The sequence below is a fragment of the Gordonia sp. ABSL11-1 genome (assembly GCF_030315685.1).
Lineage (GTDB): Bacteria > Actinomycetota > Actinomycetes > Mycobacteriales > Mycobacteriaceae > Gordonia.
In genome coordinates this window covers 85,010-102,633 of the sequence record NZ_JASXSI010000018.1, presented here as the reverse complement: position 1 = coordinate 102,633, position 17,624 = coordinate 85,010, and the positions used below count along the sequence as shown (strand labels likewise).

22 protein-coding genes and 4 pseudogenes are annotated in these 17,624 nt (G+C 68.6%); 14 read left to right on the top strand and 12 right to left on the bottom strand.

The annotated features are described in order from the left end of the window. A partial coding sequence (locus QSJ19_RS19235) for a hypothetical protein (protein WP_286322590.1) occupies nt 1-186 on the bottom strand: 186 nt, incomplete at its 3' end. 21 nt (nt 187-207) lie between these two features. On the opposite strand from QSJ19_RS19235, the gene QSJ19_RS19230 reads away from it, so the two are divergent. Beyond that, the gene (locus tag QSJ19_RS19230) at nt 208-657 is read left to right on the top strand and encodes a hypothetical protein (protein ID WP_286322589.1); all 450 of its coding nucleotides are present in this window, start codon (nt 208-210) and stop codon (nt 655-657) included. Nucleotides 658-757: 100 nt separating this feature from the next. Here QSJ19_RS19230 and QSJ19_RS26860 read toward each other — a convergent pair. From QSJ19_RS26860 to QSJ19_RS19210, 5 genes and pseudogenes are all read right to left on the bottom strand, one after another. Next, nucleotides 758-910, bottom strand: a pseudogene (locus tag QSJ19_RS26860) (hypothetical protein); the annotation flags it as partial. Next, nucleotides 904-1,449, bottom strand: coding sequence for a recombinase family protein (locus tag QSJ19_RS19225; protein ID WP_286322601.1), 546 nt, complete (start codon nt 1,447-1,449; stop codon nt 904-906). The pseudogene QSJ19_RS26860 and the gene QSJ19_RS19225, both read right to left, overlap by 7 nt. Nucleotides 1,450-1,643: 194 nt before the next feature. Beyond that, nucleotides 1,644-1,823: a hypothetical protein gene (locus QSJ19_RS19220; protein ID WP_286322588.1), complete on the bottom strand. Its 180-nt coding sequence runs from the start codon at nt 1,821-1,823 to the stop codon at nt 1,644-1,646. 130 nt (nt 1,824-1,953) lie between these two features. After that, nucleotides 1,954-2,223 carry a hypothetical protein gene (locus QSJ19_RS19215; RefSeq protein WP_286322587.1) on the bottom strand — a complete coding sequence of 90 codons (270 nt, stop codon included), beginning with the start codon at nt 2,221-2,223 and terminating at the stop codon, nt 1,954-1,956. A 56-nt stretch (nt 2,224-2,279) separates the two neighbouring features. Further along, nucleotides 2,280-2,849 (bottom strand): hypothetical protein, encoded by a 570-nt coding sequence (locus tag QSJ19_RS19210; RefSeq protein WP_286322586.1) that lies wholly within the window; start codon nt 2,847-2,849, stop codon nt 2,280-2,282. A gap of 30 nt (nt 2,850-2,879) precedes the next feature. Here QSJ19_RS19210 and QSJ19_RS19205 point away from each other — a divergent pair. Continuing rightward, nucleotides 2,880-3,258: pseudogene (locus tag QSJ19_RS19205) on the top strand (IS21 family transposase); the annotation flags it as partial. Between the two features lie 52 nt (nt 3,259-3,310). Here the strand turns inward: QSJ19_RS19205 and QSJ19_RS26855 are convergent. Both QSJ19_RS26855 and QSJ19_RS19200 read right to left on the bottom strand, forming a co-directional pair. Next, a pseudogene (locus QSJ19_RS26855) lies at nt 3,311-3,547 on the bottom strand (GNAT family N-acetyltransferase); the annotation flags it as partial. Further along, nucleotides 3,544-3,807, bottom strand: coding sequence for a hypothetical protein (locus tag QSJ19_RS19200; protein ID WP_286322585.1), 264 nt, complete (start codon nt 3,805-3,807; stop codon nt 3,544-3,546). The pseudogene QSJ19_RS26855 and the gene QSJ19_RS19200, both read right to left, overlap by 4 nt. Nucleotides 3,808-4,297: 490 nt before the next feature. On the opposite strand from QSJ19_RS19200, the gene QSJ19_RS19195 reads away from it, so the two are divergent. Together QSJ19_RS19195 and QSJ19_RS19190 are read left to right on the top strand one after the other, a co-directional pair. Beyond that, nucleotides 4,298-4,753, top strand: a complete 456-nt coding sequence (locus tag QSJ19_RS19195; RefSeq protein ID WP_286322584.1) for a GNAT family N-acetyltransferase — start codon at nt 4,298-4,300, stop codon at nt 4,751-4,753. Nucleotides 4,754-4,822: 69 nt separating this feature from the next. Continuing rightward, nucleotides 4,823-5,434 (top strand): TetR/AcrR family transcriptional regulator, encoded by a 612-nt coding sequence (locus QSJ19_RS19190; RefSeq protein WP_286322583.1) that lies wholly within the window; start codon nt 4,823-4,825, stop codon nt 5,432-5,434. A gap of 6 nt (nt 5,435-5,440) precedes the next feature. On the opposite strand, the gene QSJ19_RS19185 is transcribed toward QSJ19_RS19190, so the two are convergent. Continuing rightward, the gene (locus tag QSJ19_RS19185) at nt 5,441-5,992 is read right to left on the bottom strand and encodes a MarR family winged helix-turn-helix transcriptional regulator (RefSeq protein WP_286322582.1); all 552 of its coding nucleotides are present in this window, start codon (nt 5,990-5,992) and stop codon (nt 5,441-5,443) included. Between the two features lie 109 nt (nt 5,993-6,101). On the opposite strand from QSJ19_RS19185, the gene QSJ19_RS19180 reads away from it, so the two are divergent. The 7 genes from QSJ19_RS19180 to QSJ19_RS19150 all read left to right on the top strand — a co-directional run bounded on the left by QSJ19_RS19180 (nt 6,102) and on the right by QSJ19_RS19150 (nt 12,535). Continuing rightward, nucleotides 6,102-7,034, top strand: a complete 933-nt coding sequence (locus QSJ19_RS19180; RefSeq protein ID WP_286322581.1) for an NADP-dependent oxidoreductase — start codon at nt 6,102-6,104, stop codon at nt 7,032-7,034. Nucleotides 7,035-7,130: 96 nt separating this feature from the next. Further along, nucleotides 7,131-8,516: an MFS transporter gene (locus tag QSJ19_RS19175; RefSeq protein ID WP_286322580.1), complete on the top strand. Its 1,386-nt coding sequence runs from the start codon at nt 7,131-7,133 to the stop codon at nt 8,514-8,516. Between the two features lie 100 nt (nt 8,517-8,616). Beyond that, on the top strand, nt 8,617-9,624 hold the full coding sequence (locus tag QSJ19_RS19170; RefSeq protein WP_286322579.1) for an ABC transporter ATP-binding protein: 1,008 nt from the start codon (nt 8,617-8,619) through the stop codon (nt 9,622-9,624). Next, nucleotides 9,621-10,409 carry an ABC transporter permease gene (locus QSJ19_RS19165; protein ID WP_286322578.1) on the top strand — a complete coding sequence of 263 codons (789 nt, stop codon included), beginning with the start codon at nt 9,621-9,623 and terminating at the stop codon, nt 10,407-10,409. The genes QSJ19_RS19170 and QSJ19_RS19165 overlap by 4 nt, the downstream gene beginning before the upstream one ends. A 47-nt stretch (nt 10,410-10,456) precedes the next feature. Then, nucleotides 10,457-11,515 carry a sensor histidine kinase gene (locus QSJ19_RS19160; RefSeq protein WP_286322577.1) on the top strand — a complete coding sequence of 353 codons (1,059 nt, stop codon included), beginning with the start codon at nt 10,457-10,459 and terminating at the stop codon, nt 11,513-11,515. Further along, on the top strand, nt 11,512-12,198 hold the full coding sequence (locus QSJ19_RS19155) for a response regulator transcription factor (RefSeq protein ID WP_286322576.1): 687 nt from the start codon (nt 11,512-11,514) through the stop codon (nt 12,196-12,198). Before QSJ19_RS19160 ends, QSJ19_RS19155 begins: the two co-directional genes overlap by 4 nt. Before the next feature lie 151 nt (nt 12,199-12,349). After that, entirely contained in the window at nt 12,350-12,535 is a 186-nt protein-coding gene (locus QSJ19_RS19150) for a hypothetical protein (protein WP_286322575.1), read from the top strand. 428 nt (nt 12,536-12,963) lie between these two features. On the opposite strand, the pseudogene QSJ19_RS19145 reads toward QSJ19_RS19150, so the two are convergent. The 3 genes and pseudogenes from QSJ19_RS19145 to QSJ19_RS19135 all read right to left on the bottom strand — a co-directional run. Next, nucleotides 12,964-13,395: pseudogene (locus tag QSJ19_RS19145) on the bottom strand (IS701 family transposase); the annotation flags it as partial. Nucleotides 13,396-13,681: 286 nt separating this feature from the next. Beyond that, nucleotides 13,682-14,578, bottom strand: coding sequence for a DMT family transporter (locus QSJ19_RS19140; protein ID WP_286322573.1), 897 nt, complete (start codon nt 14,576-14,578; stop codon nt 13,682-13,684). A 141-nt stretch (nt 14,579-14,719) separates the two neighbouring features. After that, on the bottom strand, nt 14,720-15,184 hold the full coding sequence (locus QSJ19_RS19135; RefSeq protein ID WP_286322572.1) for a MarR family winged helix-turn-helix transcriptional regulator: 465 nt from the start codon (nt 15,182-15,184) through the stop codon (nt 14,720-14,722). A gap of 75 nt (nt 15,185-15,259) precedes the next feature. Here QSJ19_RS19135 and QSJ19_RS19130 point away from each other — a divergent pair, with 75 nt between their 5' ends. From QSJ19_RS19130 to QSJ19_RS19120, 3 genes are read left to right on the top strand one after another with little or no spacing between them, the layout of a single operon-like run. Continuing rightward, nucleotides 15,260-15,973 (top strand): hypothetical protein, encoded by a 714-nt coding sequence (locus QSJ19_RS19130; protein ID WP_286322571.1) that lies wholly within the window; start codon nt 15,260-15,262, stop codon nt 15,971-15,973. Beyond that, nucleotides 15,970-16,716 (top strand): SDR family NAD(P)-dependent oxidoreductase, encoded by a 747-nt coding sequence (locus QSJ19_RS19125; RefSeq protein WP_286322570.1) that lies wholly within the window; start codon nt 15,970-15,972, stop codon nt 16,714-16,716. The genes QSJ19_RS19130 and QSJ19_RS19125 overlap by 4 nt, the downstream gene beginning before the upstream one ends. Nucleotides 16,717-16,748: 32 nt before the next feature. Further along, nucleotides 16,749-17,597: an SGNH/GDSL hydrolase family protein gene (locus QSJ19_RS19120; RefSeq protein ID WP_286322569.1), complete on the top strand. Its 849-nt coding sequence runs from the start codon at nt 16,749-16,751 to the stop codon at nt 17,595-17,597. Nucleotides 17,598-17,624 lie beyond the last annotated feature (27 nt).

Genomic DNA, 17,624 nt, shown 5'->3' with positions numbered 1-17,624 from the left:
TAGTACAACCGGCGACGCGCGAAACATCCGTTGGTGCGAGAGCGGCGAACGGTTCGGCGAGTACCGCGTCGGCTGTTCGTCCTCTTCGCCGATGTAGATGCGCTTGAAGAACGCCTGGTTGGCGAGGCGCTTGCCGTTGTCGTCTGACTGCATGTACGTCTGCGCGCAACGGGTGAGCAGGCCCATCGCGGTGGCGAGGTGCTTGCGGTGCCCGGTGTGTTCCTCATGCTCGCTGTCGAGCTTGCGGTCGATCTCGGCGAGGCCGGCGCGGATGCGGTCTTGGTGGCGTTTGAGGGTCTCGAGGTCGATGGCGTCGGCGAAGTGCGTGGCGAGGAGCTTGTCGGACTCGTCGTGGAGGCGTTTGCGGTTCGCGGCGAGCTCGGAGAGTTCTTGGGACCGGGACGCGAGGCGCTCCTCGAACGCCGCGTCGACCTGAGAGGCGAGGGCGTTGTAGGTGTCCTCGCTGATCCCGATCCGCTGGTAGCAGGCGGCGACGAGGTCTTCGGCGACGCCGACGGGGATGGCTTTGCGGGTGCAGGTGGTGGCTTTGCGTGCTCGGCCGGTGCAGATGTAGTAGGCGTACCGGACCCGGTGTGGCTCTTGGCGAACGCGAACTGGAGCCGGGCGGGCAGGCAGCGCAGTACAGCGTGCCTTTGAGGTAGTGCTCGTGCTTGCGGTAGCGGACCTCCGCGCTGGCGCGTGAGGACAGCAGACGTTGCACCTGTTCCCAGGTCTCGGTGCTGATGAGGGGTTCGTGGCTGCCGGGATGGACGGCACCGTTGTAACGGATCTGCCCGATGTAGTAGGGGTTGCGGAGCAGTTTGAAGAACCCGGACAGGCTCACCGGTTTCGCTGCCTTTCGAGGGGACGGGACGGTGGTGAGCCCGCGGGCGGTGATGTCGGTCAGCACTCGTTCGACGGACGTGTCGCCGGTGGCGTAGGTCTCAAACGCCCAGCGGACCAGGTTGCCCGGTCGGGGTCGATGTCGACGGTGCGATACTCGCGTCCTTCCGGGGTGTGCCGCCGGACGTTGAGGTACCCCAGCGGTGCTTTGCTGGGGGTTCCGCCGGTCGCGATCTTCTGAGTGAGACCTTTGGTGACCTCCGCGGCGAGGTTGCGGGAGTGGTACTCGGCGATCGTGGCCATCACCCCGTGCACGAGCGCACCGGAGGGCGTCTCGTCGATGCTCTCGCTGCAGGAGACGAGGATGACGCCCGCCTGGGTGAGGGCGTGCTGGATTGTCACGTCCACGAACCGATCGCGGGCGAGCCGGTCGACCTTGTGCACGATGCAGTAGGTGACCTGGTGTGCCTTGACGTATGCGAGCATGCGTTGCAGGTCGGGCCGGTCGGCCGATCGGGCAGACTTCCCCGGATCGGTGAACTCTTCCACCACGGTCGCGCCGAGCTCGTCGGCCTTGCGGCGGTTCGCTTCGCGTTGCGCGGGGATCGAGAACCCCTCGGCGCGTCCGCCTTTGAGTGCCTGCTCCTCGGTGGGGCACGCTGGTAGGTCACGGCCGTCAACGGCAGCGGTTCGCGGGTTACCGACGCTTCCGGTTCAATCAGCATAGTCACGATGTCCTCCTTCATCGTCCTCGGGCCCGCTTCTATGCGGATCCGGTCGTCGCCGGCCTGCGCGGGGTGCTATTGAACCTTGGGTTCGCCACTGCCGGGCAGGGTTGCCGCGCCGTTGTTCGCCACGGGCTGTCCGCCGCCGGCACCTCCGGGCTCGGCCCGGGCGCGGGTTGCGGCACGGTGCTCGGTTTCGGCGAGATGGAGCACGAGATCCACCAGCCGCTGCATGTCGGGAACGGGCCGCTTCACGGGCTCCGCGTACAGGCGCCTTCCGGTATCGGTGCTGGTTCGATGTGTCCGACGTGTCATACCGCCCAGGTACGAGTGGCGTCCGACGGGCGCGCTAACGGAGACGGGCACCCCGCATGAACGCGTCGCTCTATTCGCTGTCGATGATCTCCTGCACGACCCGGTCCTGCTCTGCGCGGCGCGCGGCGACTCGTTCATCGACGAACGCGAGGAAGTCGTCGGTGCGGTCGGTGACGGGATGCTCGGTGGTGTCGGGTGGCGTGAAGTCTTCTGCTTCGCCGCCGGGCCATGCGGTGACGCGAGTCGCGCGGTCGCGGTCCAGGCGGGTGCTGGAGATGGTCACCCAATCACGCAGGCGCTCACGCGCTATGGCGAAGTCGTTGTGCCAGACGATGCCCATGTTGCCGTTGGCTTGCTGGTCGTAGCAGATCTCCCATGCTGTTTCAGTGCGGACAGTTACCAGATCAGCTCGGGGTGGCGGTGCCACATGGGTGGGATGATCTGCGGCGGCAGCCCGTACTCGTGGCGGATCCTGTCGACGAAGGCGTTGAGCTCGAGGAGTTCGTGTTCGAGATCGACCGGGCTCAGGGCATGCCAGTTGACGGTGCGGGGCACGGTGCCGAGCTGGGCGCGGAGGTCTTTGGCGTACTCGGCTTGCACCATGCGCTTGACCTGCGCCAGTAGTGCCGGGGGCAGGCTGGACAGGTCCGGGGCACCTCGCCGTCGTGAGTGTCGCCGGGATCGGGGGTCGGGTTCATGATCGTCCTCCTCGAAGTGGAGCGTGGAGACGACTGCAGGGCAAGCCGGCAACCGTGGTGGCTGGCCTGCCCCGCAGCAGGTGGGCGCTACCGGGCGACCGCGTCGCGGCGGCGGGTCCGGCTGCGCCAGCGTGTCCATGGCCATGAGAAAGTCCCCATTGGTGGCCAGGTCGAGGTCCCCACTGGTGGCCAGATAGAAGTCCCCGCCTTGTGTTCGTCGTGTCGACCCGGAACTGAAGGTCCAGGCGATGACGGTGTTACGTGCCAACCACTCACCATCACCGCCGGGGAGTTCCAATTGTGGTCTGCGAAGGACCGTATGGACATCATTTCTGCTTACCGCGAAGTCGGGAGCTGCCGAGGGGCCGCCGAGTTGTGCGGCACCACCCACAAGACTCCACAAGACTGTGAAGCGTGTCGTTGACCGGTTCGAGGCCGGTGACGATTCGCCACCGGAGCACGTTGAGCGTTCCCGCAACTACGACGCTGTGGCCGACCTGGTCGATGAACGTGTCAAACGATCACACGGCCGCATCACCGCGAAACGGCTGTTACTGGTTGCCCGCACCGCCGGCTACGACGGATCGGACCGCAACTTCCGTCGCCTCGTCGCGCAGTCAAAAGCGCAGTGTCGCAGAGACAATCACCGAGGACGCCGCCCGGCTGTATGGGCTCCCCATCCGCGCGGTCGGTTCCCGGGACGCCGCCTGCCCACACAGCACGTGGTACGAGCACCGCCCAGTAGCCGAACCCGTGCTCTGCCCAGTGCGCGAGCATCGGCCCGAGGAACTGGGCGGTATGGTCGCGATCGGGGTGGGTCTCCTGTGGGTCGTACTGGTAGACGGCGGGGTCGCGGTGGACCGCGAACACTCCCGCGGCATCGTTGGCAGTCGGGCGGCGCAGCAGCACCCCGGAGTCAGCCTCGATCCGTGTCCAGGGCTGCTGCGGTGCGCTGATGGCCGTCATGAGGTCAGGGCGATGGCCGCGACGAAGGCCGCGACGAGGATGTCGAGCACTGCGCAGAACTGGGCGAACGAGTGATCCACGATTCGTCCGGTGCGGTGGTGGTGGATGTCCCATGCGGCGTGGGCGAGGAGCGCCGCGGCTAGCAGCAGGCCACCGACGGTCATATTCAGGCGAACGGCGAGCACTGCGGTCGAGCCGAGCACGAGCATCGCAGCGGTCTGCAGCGGCAGCGCCCACCACGGGCGAGTGCGTCGACCCACAAGGCCCACTGCCAGGAGGGCCGCGGCCAGGGCGAGGATCCACGTGTCGCGTCGAGCCCGGCGAACTTGTCCAGCGCGACCAGCGAGAACGTGATCCCGAAGGCGACCCACGCAGCCCATCGACGCCCAGTGGCCGCTGCCGCCAAGTACGCCAGCCCGGAGGCGGCGACGATGGACGCGACATCTCGTCCGTCGCTCAGCCCATAGGCGGTTGCTGCTGCGACGAGCACTCCCAGCGCCGCCGGCCAGGCCCGTTGCCATCGCGGACCTCGGCGGCTGAGCCGTGCCGGGCCGCGGTGCTCTTCCTGCGTCATGGTGGCGGTATCTCCAGACTCCTTCTTCTTGAACACGAATGTCCAACTTGATAAACTGTACGCCAATGTTCGAGTTGATGGGAAGGGGCGATCGTATGCAGACGCCGCGTAGCGTCGAAGCCGCTGGCCAGGGAGCTACCCGGAAACCGGGTGCACTCGTCCAAATCCGGCCAGCGGTGCCAGCCGATGCCGTCGGCATCGCGCGCATCTGGCAGGAAGGGTGGGCTGACGCGCACCTCGGCCATGTCGCCGATGCCCTCGTTGTCGCACGCACTCCCGCTTCGTTCGCTGAACGTGCCCATGAACTCCTCGCCGACACGCTCGTCGCCGTTCGGGGTGACGTCGTCGCCGGATTCGTGACGATCGACGGCGATCAGGTGGACCAGCTCTACCCGGACCGCGCTGCACGCGGCGTCGGTATCGGCGCGGCGTTGCTCACCGCAGCGGAACAGGTCGTGATCACAGGAGGCCACCGGCATGCCTGGCTGGCGGTGGCGACCGGGAACGCCCGCGCCCGGCGCTTCTACGAGCGGCAGGGCTGGATCGACGACGGCCCCTTCATGCACCAGGCGCCCGTCCCGGGCGGGGCGGTCGCGGTCGACTGCCACCGGTTCCTCAGCCCCCAACGTTGAGTTGCCTGAGTGGGCCGTCGCACATCACCCGGTAACATGAACAGCGTTGTCTATGCTAGGAGGTTGTCGATGGGTCCCAGCCCTACCGGAACGAGTGCCCGTGGCGACGGCGGCACGGCGACGCGCCCCAAGCGTGCCGACGCCCTGCGCAACATCGAGGCGATCATCGACGCAGCCACCCGGCTGCTGGCCGTCAACCCCGACGCGAGCGTGAACGAGATCGCCGAAGAAGCCGGCGTCGGCCGGATCACCCTCTACGGCCACTTCGACTCCCGGGCCACCCTGCTCCGCGAGGTCTCCGAGCGCGCGATCGCACACACAGAGGAAGAGCTCGCGCGGATCGACGTCGACGGTGACCCACGCGATGCGCTCGGTCGGCTGCTGGAAGCCACCTGGCATCTGACGCATCGCTTCGGCGCGCTCGTGGTCGCCGCTTCCCAGGCACTGTCACCCGAGCAGATGCATCGCGCTCACGATGAGCCCTCTGCCCGCGCACGGCGCCTTCTCGAGCGTGGTCGCGCGGCGGGCGAGTTCCGGGGAGACGTACCGATCGACTGGCAGATCAGCGTGATCCAGGCGATCCTTCACGGCGGATCTGCCGCGGTGCACCGCGGCGAGATCACGGCTGACGCCGCGCCCGCGCTCGTTCGAGACACGGTTATCGCCGCGCTCTCGCGCTGACGTCGGCTATAGCACTGCAGGAGGCTCGGTCGCGCCCGGCAGGTGTCTCTTCGGACCCCGGCGTCGCCTTGCCGAGCGGGGAGGTTCGGCGCGGATGCGGTCGCGGACCCGGGTCATGATGTCGGCGAGCTGGTCGCTCTCCTGGTCGGTGAGGAGGTCGAGCAGGAGTGTGCGCACGACGTGGATGTGACCGGGCAGGATGCGCCGGATGAGCTCTGCGCCCTCCTCGGCGATAGTCACGAGGGTGGCGCGTTCATCGTCGGGACTGCGGTCCCGTGAGATCAGGCCGCGCCGTTCGAGGAGCCCTGCCTGGTAAGTCAGGCCGCTGCGGCTATGGACCAGGCCATCGGCCAGGTCGGTCATCGTGGCGTGTCCGTCACCGGAGGCCAGGCGCATGAGGATCTGGAACTGCACCGTGCTCAGGTTCCCCTCTGCGCGCAGGTGCTGTTCGACTTGGTCGTTCAGCAGGCTCGTGGCCTCGCTCAGCGCGAAGTACGCCTGGAGGCGGCGCGGGTCAGGGGGATCGGTCCCTGGCGGCAGGAGGCTCGGTTCGCTCATGGGCCCCTCATCGTCGGCTGGCCGCAGCGCGGCGTACAGGATTGTGTTTCAACTTCGCAGCATAGTACGGTCTAGACGTTACTAATTCGAAGCAATCTGGAGGTTGTTCATGAGAGCGATCCGCTACCACGAGTACGGCGACAGCAGTGTGCTGCACCTGGAGGACGCCCCCGATGCCCGGCCCGGCGCCGGAGAGGTCGTGGTCCAGGTGGCGGGCACGTCGGTCAACATGCTCGACGTGGCCATCCGGCTCGGCATCCTGCAGAACGACGCGCCGATCGCGTTCCCGCACATCCCTGGCGTCGACGTGGCAGGCCGTATCAGCGAGGTCGGGCCGGGGGTCACGGACTGGCACACAGGCGACGCAGTCATCGCGTTTCTGCCCGCGACTGCCGCAGGGGCAGCGGCGGAGTATGTCTCGGCGCCGGCCGCACTGCTCGCCCCCGCACCCGCGTCGGTCGACCTCGCCGACGCGGCCGCGCTCCCACTCGCCGGGCTGACCGCCTGGCAGGCGCTGGTCGAGAACGCCCGCCTGCGGGCCGGGCAGTCGATCCTCGTCAACGGCGCCGGTGGAGGCGTCGGAGGATTCGCCGTCCAGCTCGCCCGGCGCGAGGCGGCGACGGTGACCGCGACCGCGAGCGACCGAAGTCGCGAGCGGGTTCGCGCGGCGGGCGCTGACCGGATCGTCGACTACGCGGCGACGCCGGTCGCCGAGCAGCTCGCCGGCGAGCGCTTCGACGTCGTGCTCAACCTCGTACGCAACAGCCCTGTGGAGGCCGCCGCACTGGCCGATCTCGTCGTCGATCGCGGCGTCTTCGTCAGCGCCACCACTCCCGGCCCCGAACGGCCCGAGCGGAACATCCGCGTCGAGCAGGTCGCGGTGCGCAGCGACCCGGTCCAACTGACACGGCTGGTCGCGCTCGTCGACGGGGGAGAGCTTGTCCTCGACATCGCCCAGCGGCTCCCGCTCGCCGACCTTCACGTCGCTCACGACCAGGCCCTCCACGGCATGCTGCCCGGCAAGACCGTCCTCATCGTCTGACGCCCGAGGGTCCCACGCCTGCCCTCTTGTCGAACATGAGCGTACGATTTATTGTATTCGTACACCACTGTTCGAGTTGAGAGCGAGGATAGCCGGATGACTGCTGCTGACGACGCGTCCGTCGAGAGGGAGCCGACGCCGGATCCGCGCCGGTGGCGCGTCCTGGCGATGCTCGGCATCGCGCAGCTGATGCTGATCATCGACGTGACCGTCGTGGCTGTCGCGCTGCCGGAGATGGGCGCCGATCTCGGCCTTGATCGCGCAGGGCTGGCGTGGGTTGCGAGCATCTACGCGCTCGCCTTCGGCGGATTGATGCTGCTGGGCGGGCGAGCGGCCGATGTCTTCGGCCCCCGCCGCCTCGTCCTCGCGGGCCTCGTGCTGTTCACCGCGGCATCACTGGTCGCGGGCCTGGCAGGCACAGCCGAGCTGCTGCTCCTTGCCCGCGCGCTGCAAGGCGTCGGCGCCGCGATGATGTCGCCCGCGGCGCTGTCGATCATCGTCCGCACATTCGCTGGACCCGAGCTGAGCCGTGCGCTGGGCGTGTGGTCGGCGCTCGGCGGTGCCGGCGCCGCGTTGGGCGTCCTCCTCGGCGGCGTGCTCACAGAGGGACCCGGCTGGCCGTGGGTGTTCTACGTCAACGTGCCTCTCGGAGCGATCCTGCTCTTGACGCTGCTTCGCTGGGTACGACCGATGCCGGGAACCGGGGGTCGGCTCGACCTGCTCGGCGCCGCGATAGCGACGCTTGCAGCAAGTGCGATCGTGTTCGGCCTCGTCTCAGCCGGCGACCACGGCTGGCTGAGCCCGCACACTCTCATCGCCGCCGCGGTCGGCATCGCCGGATACGCACTGTTCGCCTGGCGCATCAGGACCGCGGCCACACCCCTGGTCGATCCCGGCATGCTCCACCGCCGACCGATCCTGCGTGGACTTGCACTCGTCTTCGTGTCCACGGCGCTGATGATCGCGGTGTTCTTCCTCGGCTCCTTCGCGCTACAGCAGTCCCACGGCTTCACCGCACTCCAGACGGGGCTGTCCTTCCTCCCGGTCGCGGTGGGCACGATCCTCGGCTCGAACCTCGCGGGGCGCCTCCTGCCCCGCTGGGGCGTGCGCACCGTCTCGGTGGTCGGGCTGCTGATCACCGCAGCCGGTCTGGCGGCAGCCGCAGGGATCGCATCGGTGACCGTGCTGATCGTGGCCACGAGCGTTGCGGGCTTCGGGATCGGCGCGGGATTCGTCGCCGCCGCGGGAAGCCTGTTCTCCGCCGTCCAGCCGCAGGAGGCGGGAGTCGCTTCGGGCGCGCTGAGCACCCTCCACGAGTTCGGTGCGGCTACCGGGGTGTCGGCGGTCTCCAGCGTCGCGGCCGGGGCGCTGCTGGCCCCCACGGCGGATGCCTTCGCCCCCGGCTATTGGTTCGCCGCCGCTGTCGCCGCCGCCGCGGGACTGCTCTCGCTGGCCCGGCCCAAGGAGACCACCCATGCGTGACAGCGTCAGGATGCCGCGCGCTCCTCTCGCCGGGGGAGGAGCCGGATCTCCACCCGTGCGCAGAGGCGCACCACAACGGGTTCGCGATTCGCTGGTCGGTATGAATGAGACAGCACGGCCAGAGGCCGACGCCGTGGTGAGCGTCCGGGGCCTGTCGAAGTCCTACGGAGGCAAGCTCGTCCTCGACCGCTTCGACATGGACATCCAAGCCGGCGAGGTCGTCGGGCTGATCGGTGCCAACGGCGCTGGGAAGACCACGGCGGTCGAGTGCATCCAAGGCCTTCGCCGCCAGGATGCCGGCAGCATCCGGGTCTTCGGACTGGACCCGGCGCGCGACGCGCAGCGCGTCCGGTCGCAGATCGGCAGTCAGCTGCAGGACTCGGGCCTGCCGGACCGGATGCGGGTATCCGAAGCGGTCGCCCTGTTCGCCGGCCCGGACGCCTCAGACCCTGCCGCGCTCATGGAGCAGTTCGGGATCGCCCACCGCGCCCGCGCTCCGTTCGCGGGACTCAGCGGCGGGGAGCGGCAGCGGCTGTTCCTCGTGCTCGCCCTGCTGAACCGCCCCCGGATGGTGATCCTCGACGAGCTCACGCAGGGCCTGGATCCCGCCGCCCGCCGAGGCGTCTGGGCCGCCGTCGAGCAGCTTCGCCGCACCGGCGTCACCGTGCTGCTGGTCACCCACGAACTCACCGAAGCCGAGGCGCTGTGCGACCGAGTGCTTGCGATGCGCGCCGGACGGATCCTCGACCAAGGGACCCCCGCCGAGCTCATCGAGCGTCACGCCGGCCAGGCGATCATTCGCTTCACCCTTCCCGTGTCCGACGACCACGCTGCGGCGACGGCACTTCAGCAGCTCAACAGGCTGCCAGAGGTGCAGTCGGTGACTCGCACCGGCGACATCGTCACCGTCCGCGGTGGTCGCGTCGTCATCGCGCACGTCGGCGCCTGGCTGACGAGTCGGCCGGAACCGGTCCCCGCCGACCTCGACGTGCACATCCCCGATCTCGAGACCGCCCTGCTGACGCTGCTCACCGATCCGCCCGACGAGGCAACCGAGAAGGCCGGTGCCCTCGCGGCGCCCGCACAGGCGACAGGAGGCTTGCGATGACGAACACAGCGCTCACTCGACCTGCCGGGGTCGACGGCCCGAAGCCGCGGAGGCGGTCGGTGACCGGCAAGCTGCTCGCACAGGAGTTGCGGCTGGTGTCCCGCGATCCGTTCACGCTGATCTTCGCCGTCGGGTTCCCGGTGCTGTGCATGCTGACCCTCGGCGGCGTGTTCGGTACCGAGCCGGCGCACGGCTTCCCGATCAACCCCGCGCACTACTACATCGCCTCCTACTTCACGGTGATGATCGGCGCCGTCGGGTTCGTGATGCTCCCGCTGCACATCGCCTCCTACCGCGAGCGCGGGGTGCTGCGACGCTTCACCGCCGCCGGTTTCTCCCGCTGGTCGTTCCTGTACGCCGAGTCGTGGCTGGGGCTGAACTCGATCGCGGTCGCCGGGGTCGTGCTGTTGCTGGTCGCCGCCCCGGTCTACGGTGTCCCGCCCGTCCAGGATCCGCTGCGCGCCGGCGCGGGGATCGTAGTCGCCTCGATCGCCTTCGTCGCTATCGGCGTGCTGCTCGGGACCCTGCTGCCCACCGCGCGCGCCGCCCAGGCCGTCGGACTGCTGCTCTACTTCCCGTCCTTCCTGCTCGGCGTCGGCGGCCCGCCGACCTCGGTCATGCCCCCGGTCCTGCGGGCGGTCGCCGAGAACCAGCCCCTCGCGCTCGCGAACCAGGCCATCCGCGACCCGTGGCTCGGCCTGGGCGACGGCACGATGCCGCTGCTGATCGTCGCCGCGATCGCCGTCGTCGCCACCGTGCTCGCCGCACCCAGGAGCCGACTGTGAAACGACCCGTCGGTGCTCGATCGCGGCTGAGGCGAGCGGTACCCATCGTGGCAGCGCCCACGGCGATCATCATTCTCACCGCGGCGGGTGCCGTCCAGACGCACCGCGAACCACTGATCGCCGCGGCACTCTGCATCCTGGCGGTTCTGACCAGCGCGGTGCTGATCTGGATTGACGCGACGGGCTGGCCGCTCGTGGTCGGGCTTGCCGTGCTGGCTACTGGCGTCGCCTTGGCGTGCTGGGGCGATCCGCGCAATCTCGGCTGGTTCGGGATGTGCGTGATCGCCGGCTGGGCCGCGCTCGTGCTCACGACACGATGGGCCATCGCCGTCGACGCAGCCTTGACGGCAGCGTTCATCGTCATGCTCTCCGTGGTCAGCCCCGAGCCGGGATGGATCACGTGGACGTTCGGCGTTGCCCTGACCTGCGGCGCATTCGTCTTCGTCCGCAGGGAGCGCGAGCTCGTCGAGCGCCTGCATGCCGCCCAGGCCGAGCTCGCCGAACGTGCCCGCACCGACGAGCGGCACCGCATCGCCCGCGAGATGCACGACCTCGTCGGGCACAGCCTGACCGTCTCGCTGCTGCACCTGGGCAGCGCCCGCCTGGCCCTCGACGACGACCTCGACGCCGCCCGCACCGCGCTCACTGAGGCGGAGAACGCTGCCCGAGACAGCCTCGAGGATGTCCGCGCCGCCGTTGGCTTGATGCGCAGCGGCGACGCGGCAGCGGCATCGCCGACCCCGGCGGTCGCCGACATCCCCGACCTGATCCACTCCTATCGCAACGCGGGAGCCGACATCGACCTCGACCTGCGGGGAGTCCCGGCGGGCATTGCCGCCAGCCGCAGCCTCACCGCATACCGGATCGTCCAGGAGTCCCTCACCAACGCCGTCCGCCATGGCGACGGAGGACCGATCAAGGTCCGCCTCGACACGACCCGTGAACGCATCAAGATCACGGTTCGCAACGGGGGCGCTCCTCCTGGCCGGCGCCCGGCAGGCACGGGAATCACCGCGATGAACGAACGCGTCGCCACACTCGGCGGCACACTCTCCGCCGGACCATCAGCGGGAGGATGGTTGGTCGAGGCGGTGATCCCCGCATGACCGAACCCCACATCCGCGTCCTGGTCGTCGACGACCAAGAGCTCATCCGCGCAGGACTCCGCGGGATCCTGCGGGAACGCTACGGGTTCACCATCGTCGGCGAGCTCGACACCGGAATCGACGTCACCCAGGCCGTCGCCCAACATGAACCCGACGTCATCGTGATGGACGTCCGGATGCCCCATGTCGACGGGATCACCGCCACGCACGCACTCACCCGCGCGGGCAACGCACCACCAGTGCTGGTGCTGACCACGTTCGACGAGGAAGAGATCCTCGCCGGTGCACTCCGCGCCGGCGCAGCCGGGTTCCTACTCAAGGGCGCCCCCGCCGAGGATCTTCAGCGCGCCGTTCGCACCCTCGCCGCCGGGGGAGCCTGGCTCGACCCCGCCATCACCGGACGGGTCCTCACTACCTACCGCGAAGGCCGCCCGCCGATGCGACCGGGTGACCAGGTCGACCGGCTCACCCCGCGCGAGAAGGACGTGCTCGCCCTCATCGGTGCGGGCCTGTCCAACGCCGAGATCGCCGCCGACCTGTTCCTCGGCGAAGGCACCGTCAAAACCCACATCAGCCACGTCTTCACCAAACTCGACCTCCGCGACCGGGCAGCAGCCGTCGTCTTCGCGTTCGACCACGGCCTCGTCCAACCCGGCGACCCTCGACAGCAGGCGGAGACATGAGCACCGCGACCGACCGATCCAGACTCCTGGTGCGAATCCGGAACATCCACGAGCGCATCATCGGTGCTGATCCCGAGGACATCGCTCCGCTGCTGGCAACCCTGGGCCAGCCCGACGATGCTCTCTATCCTCCGCTCCGCTGTAGGAGCCGATGACGTTCGACAAACCCGTCGGAGTCGGGGCCAGCGGAACGCACGGCACCATCAGCGCTTACGAGCCTGGCAAGCTCATCGAGATCACGTTCCCGAGTGGAACAGGCATCCCAGGAACACACACATTCACCGTGACAGGTCTCGGCGACGATTGCTGGCTCGGCATGACGTCGACGCTCGGGTGACCCCGATCGCGTGGCTCGCGTGGAAAACGATCATCGCCCCGGCCCACAACCCCATCATCGAGGAGCTGCTCGACAGGCTGCAGAGCGCCGTCGGCGCCCCGCGGACGTTGCCGGCGAGGTTGTCTGCCTACGCGGCTCCTGCAGTGGTTCGATCGAGCCAAGGCACGCCCCGCAGACCCCGATCGCACCAGTCTGTCCGTTGTCTCCCAACCTGACACACCGCGGGACTGAGGAAGGACGGGCACGTGACTCCTATCGCCAAGCACACGAAGCACGGGATGGGCGGCGCCCACGCCAGGGGCGGCACTCCTTCTCACCGCACTCCTCGCGAGCTGCGCGGCGGGCGCCGACGACCCTGCCGCTCCTCCGTCCGACACTCCAAGCAGCACATCGTCACCATCAGCTAGTACTACAGCCGTAGATCGGTTCTATTGTGGGGGTGACCTGCGGTTTTGGTGGCATTGTCGTGCTCGTTGTTGGTGTCGTCGTCGCCAGAGTGACCAGTCGAGGACGGTACGGGTGGTGTGCTGCGGTATGAGGATGAGGCTGATGAAGAGTCGGCGGAATTCGTTGACGCTCAACCGGATCAGTGATGGGTTTGGGTGTTCGGTGCAGCGTTGAGCTGCGGTGGTGACGGCCAGGAAGGCGCGGGCGAGCATGACCAGGATGGTCCAGCGGTGCCATGAGGTCCAGGTGCGCACTTGGTGTTGGTCCAGGCCGGTCAACCCTGTGCTGGTCTGGAAGGCTTCCTCGACCGTCCAGCGTTTTCCGGCCACTCGCATGAGGTCGGTCACGGTATGGTCGTCCGGCGCAGAGCACCGGTAGTAGGCCAACTCGCCGGTGGCATAGTTGCGACGGATCGCCTCAGCCATCAACGGCTCGTCCTCCACGATCAACACGCATGCCTCTCATGCTACGAAGCGGCGCATATCGTGAGCGTATGAGTTCCTCCGGTGCACAGGCATTGCTCCGGCACCAGAGGGAGCGAAATCCGCTGGTGATCACCAGACCGGAAAGTTCTTCAGTCGCCGTGCCTACATTGCCTCGTGGCATCGACACGCGCCGTCCGCACTTGCCGCACGGGCGAGGTGTCGCAGGAATGGGCTCGAAGATCACTCCCGTCGGCTTCTCCCAGGTTCATGTGGTTCAGGGCGCCGACGGCAGGAATCCGACGACAAGGCCCAGCCCTATGATCGCCATACCACCCCAGACGCCCGGCGAGGGTGGCGGTGCCCCGAAGAACATGCCGATAACCGCGGCTGCGGGCGGTGCGAGCCCGGCGCACAGGCCGGCCGTTCCCGCGCCCATCCGCTGGACTCCGGTGAACCAGAGGACGAAGCCGAGCGCGGTGACCACGATGCCGAGGTACAGGATCGCGGCGATCGACTCGGGTTCGACGAGCATCGTCAGAGCCGGGTTTTCGACAATGAAGGACATGATCGCGAAGACGACGGCCGCGGCCAGCGAGGTCGCCGCGGAGTAGCTCCACGGACCCATGCGCGGGAGCGCTTGAGCGCCCAGCAGTCTGAACCCGGCCTCGCATATGATCAACAGCGCCGCCATAGTCACCCCGATGACGTCGGCGTGTCCCCATCCGGTGACGACGACGGCACCGGCACTGACGATCACGGCGCCACCCGTCACGCGCGGGGAAGGTCGCCGCCGCTGGGCCAACGGCCCCATGATCGCGAGCACCACAGGGATGCACGCGACGGCGGCACCGAGGAGTCCCGGCTCCGCGTGACGAGTGCCGACGATGGTGGCGAGCGTGAAGCCGACGAGCCCGACGAGAGCCCCGAGCACCACCCAAAGGATGTCGCGGCCGCGCGGCGTGACCAGCCTGATCTCGAAGACCCGCGCCAGAGCGAGGATCGCGAATCCGGCCACGGCGTATCGGGCGGACTGGATCGCCAGCACCGGAAGGTACTGGGTCACGGCAATGACGGAGACGTTGCTGCCCACAAGCGCCATAGCTACGAAACCCGGCCACGACGCAGCCCAGAATCGCGCACCACTCGCACCGGTCGCGGGTTGCGTCGTCACCGCCCGTTCCCCTGCGCCATGAGACCGATCCTGGGGTCGAGGAACGCATCCGCGCCTCTGACGACGGTCGGATGCGCATCTCTCCCCACCGGTGGGCGCTGGCGTGGGTGTGCTGATGGTTCTGTCGATGTCATGTCATGTTCAGCCCCGACCCCGGGTGTCGCGATGGATCTCGCTACTGATTCCTCGGGATGCCGCGATGGCAGCGAGACTGGCGGCGAGCCGCTCGAGGTCGTCCTCGTTGAGGCCCTTCGTGAAGGCCGCCTCATGGGCCTCGGCGATAGGACGAAGCTCAGCGAGGAGACGCTGCCCGTCAGGGGTGAGGTGCACTTCGTGACTGCGGCGGTCTGTCGCACTGCGTCGCCGTTCGACGTGCCCGGCACGTTCGAGCCGGTCCAGTACCGCGACGACCCGGCTCGGCCCGACGCCGAGCTGCTCACTCACCGCCTTCTGGCTGATTCCGGGGTTCCGGCCGACCATGCGCAGCAGACCGGCCTCGGACGCGGTGATGCCCAGGGGCGCGAGCGCCTCCTCGAAGGCGGCGGAGGCGTCTGCGCCGAGCTGGGCGAGCAGGAAAGCGATGCGGCGTGGGCGGCGAGCGTTCATACCGACCACGATACCTCACTTGCAGAATCATTCATACTATGTATTATCACTTCCATGAACGAAAGGAAGCTCCCGATGAGCACGCACACCACAGCCCCGGCCCGCGCGGCCGGTGGACCCAACCCCGGCATCCTGGGCCTTGCCTCCCTTGGTCTGCTGATCGGCAGCCTCGTCTCGATGGCGGTGCTCTCCGGCGGTGGCACCATCACCTCCCCCTTCGGCGACACCGAGACCGTGGCCGGGTTCTTCGCCAACCACGGCTTCGCGGTTCGGTTCGCGGCGATGCTGCAGCTGGGGTCGTCGATCCCGCTCGGGATCTACGCCGCCACGATCTACGCCCGTCAGCAGCGACTCGGCATCCGCGTGCCCGGTCCGAACATCGGGTTGTTCGGCGGCACGGCGGCGGCGATCCTGCTCGCGGTCTCGGCGATCGTCACCTGGACGCAGAGCCAGGACGTCGTCAGCGCGGATCGTGCGCTCACCCATGCGCTCGCCTACGTGAGCTTCGCCGCAGGCGGATTCGCGCACGTCCTCGGGCTCGGGCTGCTCGTGGCCGGCATCGCCGTACCGGCCCTGCTGCTGCGTCTGGTCCCGACCTGGTTCGCGTGGATCGGGCTCGTGATCGCCGTGCTCGCAGAGCTGAGCTTCTTGACGATGGTGCTCGAGCCGCTGCAGTTCCTCATCCCGATCGGACGGTTCGGATCGCTGATCTGGCTCGTCGCCGCCGGGTTCCTGCTGCCCAAGACCCGCCACACCGAGTCTCGCCCGGCACAGGGAGCACGCGCATGAACGGCCCGCTGGAGGGCCGCACGGCGCTCATCGTCGGCGCCAACGGCGGCATAGGGCGCGCCATCGCCCGGGCCCTCGATACAGCCGGAGCCCGGCTCGTCCTGGCCGCGCGGGACACGGAAAGGCTCGACCGACTCGCGGCCGAGCTCAAAGCCTCCGGCATCCCGAGCCGGACCGTCGGCCTCGAAGTCACCGACGACGACGCGCTCGCCGCCGTGGTGGAAGGGGCGGCAGCGGAGGGCATGGACATCGCGGTGAACAACGCCGGCGCCACCCATCGTCCTGCGCCGCTGGGGGAACTCTCCGCCGCGGATGCAGACCGGGTGCTGACCGTCACGTTGCGCGGCACCCTCGTCGCGATGCAGCACGAGCTGGCGGCTCTGCGCGATGGCGGCAGCATCGTGAACGTGGTCTCCACCGCGGGTCTTGCCGGAGCACCCGGGATGGCGGCCTATGTCGCGGCCAAGCACGGTGTGGTGGGGCTGACCCGCACCGCCGCACTCGACTACGCCGATCGCGGCATCCGCGTCAACGCCGTCGCCCCCGGGTCCATCGACTCCGGCGGCATCGCCGCCCAGCCCGACGAGATCAAGCAGCAGATCGGCTCGTTCGCCCCGCTTGCACGCCTCGGCGGGCCGGAGGAGGTGGCCGCCGCAGTCTTGTGGCTCGCCTCCCCGGCCGCGTCGTACACCACCGGCACCATCCTCACCGTCGACGGCGGCAAAGGCGCTCGCGGCGCCTGACCTGTCCATCCGTGTACCAAAGGAGAACGACCATGAACAACAAGACCCCCTATGCACCGCAGGCGGCGGCGCAACTGCAGTACGTGCACCTGGAGAAGCTCTATGGCTACCTCCCCGGGCTCACCGAATCCCTGCCGACGATCTTCGGCGTGAGCCCGCAGGAGTACGCAGACATCCGGGAGCGGTTCCACACCCAGACCCGCTCCGCGGCAGTGCAGTTGCTCGCCGACCCCGTGTTCGCCGATCGCGTGTCTCAGGTCCCGTTCCCGCGCGGCGCCCGCATCCTCGCCGTCGGCGACTCCATCACCGACGACCTGCAGTCCTGGGCCGAGATCCTCCGCCACGTCCTCGCCATCGCCCGGCCCGACGACGAGCTCACCGTCGTCAACGCCGGACTCTCCGCGCACACCACCGCGATGATCCTGCGCCGCTGGCCCTCGCTGCTGCATCCCGCACCGGACTGGATCCTCTGCGGGCTCGGCGGCAACGACGTCACCCGCATCGCCGGCGGCAAGCCCCAAGCCACCCTCACCGAAAGCATCGAGAACCTCCGCGAGCTGCGTCGCATCTCCGCCGAACGCACCGACGCGCGCTGGGTCTGGCTCACCCCGGTCCCCGTGGACGAGGAACGCGCGGCCGCCAACCCCGGATTCCGGTACGGGGCGAGCAGCTGGCGCAACACCGACGTCACCGCCCTCGCCAAAGCTATCCGCGACTTCGACGACTCTGTCGTCGACCTCGTCGATGTGTTCGGTGTCCCCGCCCATCCGGAACTGCAAGGACCAGACGGTGTACACCCATCCCTGACCGGCCAGCAACGGATCGTCACGGCACTCGTCGAGACGCTTCACCGACTGGTCGTTGGTGCGAACGAGGGCTGACGACCGGGATCGCAGGTCGGTGGCGCT

Coding starts and splice junctions, on each gene's coding strand:
- QSJ19_RS19215 (WP_286322587.1), bottom strand. CDS start 2,223: ATGGGCATCGTCTGGCACAACGACTTCGCCATAGCGCGTGAGCGCCTG.
- QSJ19_RS19190 (WP_286322583.1), top strand. CDS start 4,823: ATGGGTCCCAGCCCTACCGGAACGAGTGCCCGTGGCGACGGCGGCACG.
- QSJ19_RS19185 (WP_286322582.1), bottom strand. CDS start 5,992: ATGAGCGAACCGAGCCTCCTGCCGCCAGGGACCGATCCCCCTGACCCG.
- QSJ19_RS19180 (WP_286322581.1), top strand. CDS start 6,102: ATGAGAGCGATCCGCTACCACGAGTACGGCGACAGCAGTGTGCTGCAC.
- QSJ19_RS19175 (WP_286322580.1), top strand. CDS start 7,131: ATGACTGCTGCTGACGACGCGTCCGTCGAGAGGGAGCCGACGCCGGAT.
- QSJ19_RS19170 (WP_286322579.1), top strand. CDS start 8,617: ATGAATGAGACAGCACGGCCAGAGGCCGACGCCGTGGTGAGCGTCCGG.
- QSJ19_RS19165 (WP_286322578.1), top strand. CDS start 9,621: ATGACGAACACAGCGCTCACTCGACCTGCCGGGGTCGACGGCCCGAAG.
- QSJ19_RS19155 (WP_286322576.1), top strand. CDS start 11,512: ATGACCGAACCCCACATCCGCGTCCTGGTCGTCGACGACCAAGAGCTC.
- QSJ19_RS19150 (WP_286322575.1), top strand. CDS start 12,350: ATGACGTTCGACAAACCCGTCGGAGTCGGGGCCAGCGGAACGCACGGC.
- QSJ19_RS19135 (WP_286322572.1), bottom strand. CDS start 15,184: ATGAACGCTCGCCGCCCACGCCGCATCGCTTTCCTGCTCGCCCAGCTC.
- QSJ19_RS19130 (WP_286322571.1), top strand. CDS start 15,260: ATGAGCACGCACACCACAGCCCCGGCCCGCGCGGCCGGTGGACCCAAC.
- QSJ19_RS19125 (WP_286322570.1), top strand. CDS start 15,970: ATGAACGGCCCGCTGGAGGGCCGCACGGCGCTCATCGTCGGCGCCAAC.
- QSJ19_RS19120 (WP_286322569.1), top strand. CDS start 16,749: ATGAACAACAAGACCCCCTATGCACCGCAGGCGGCGGCGCAACTGCAG.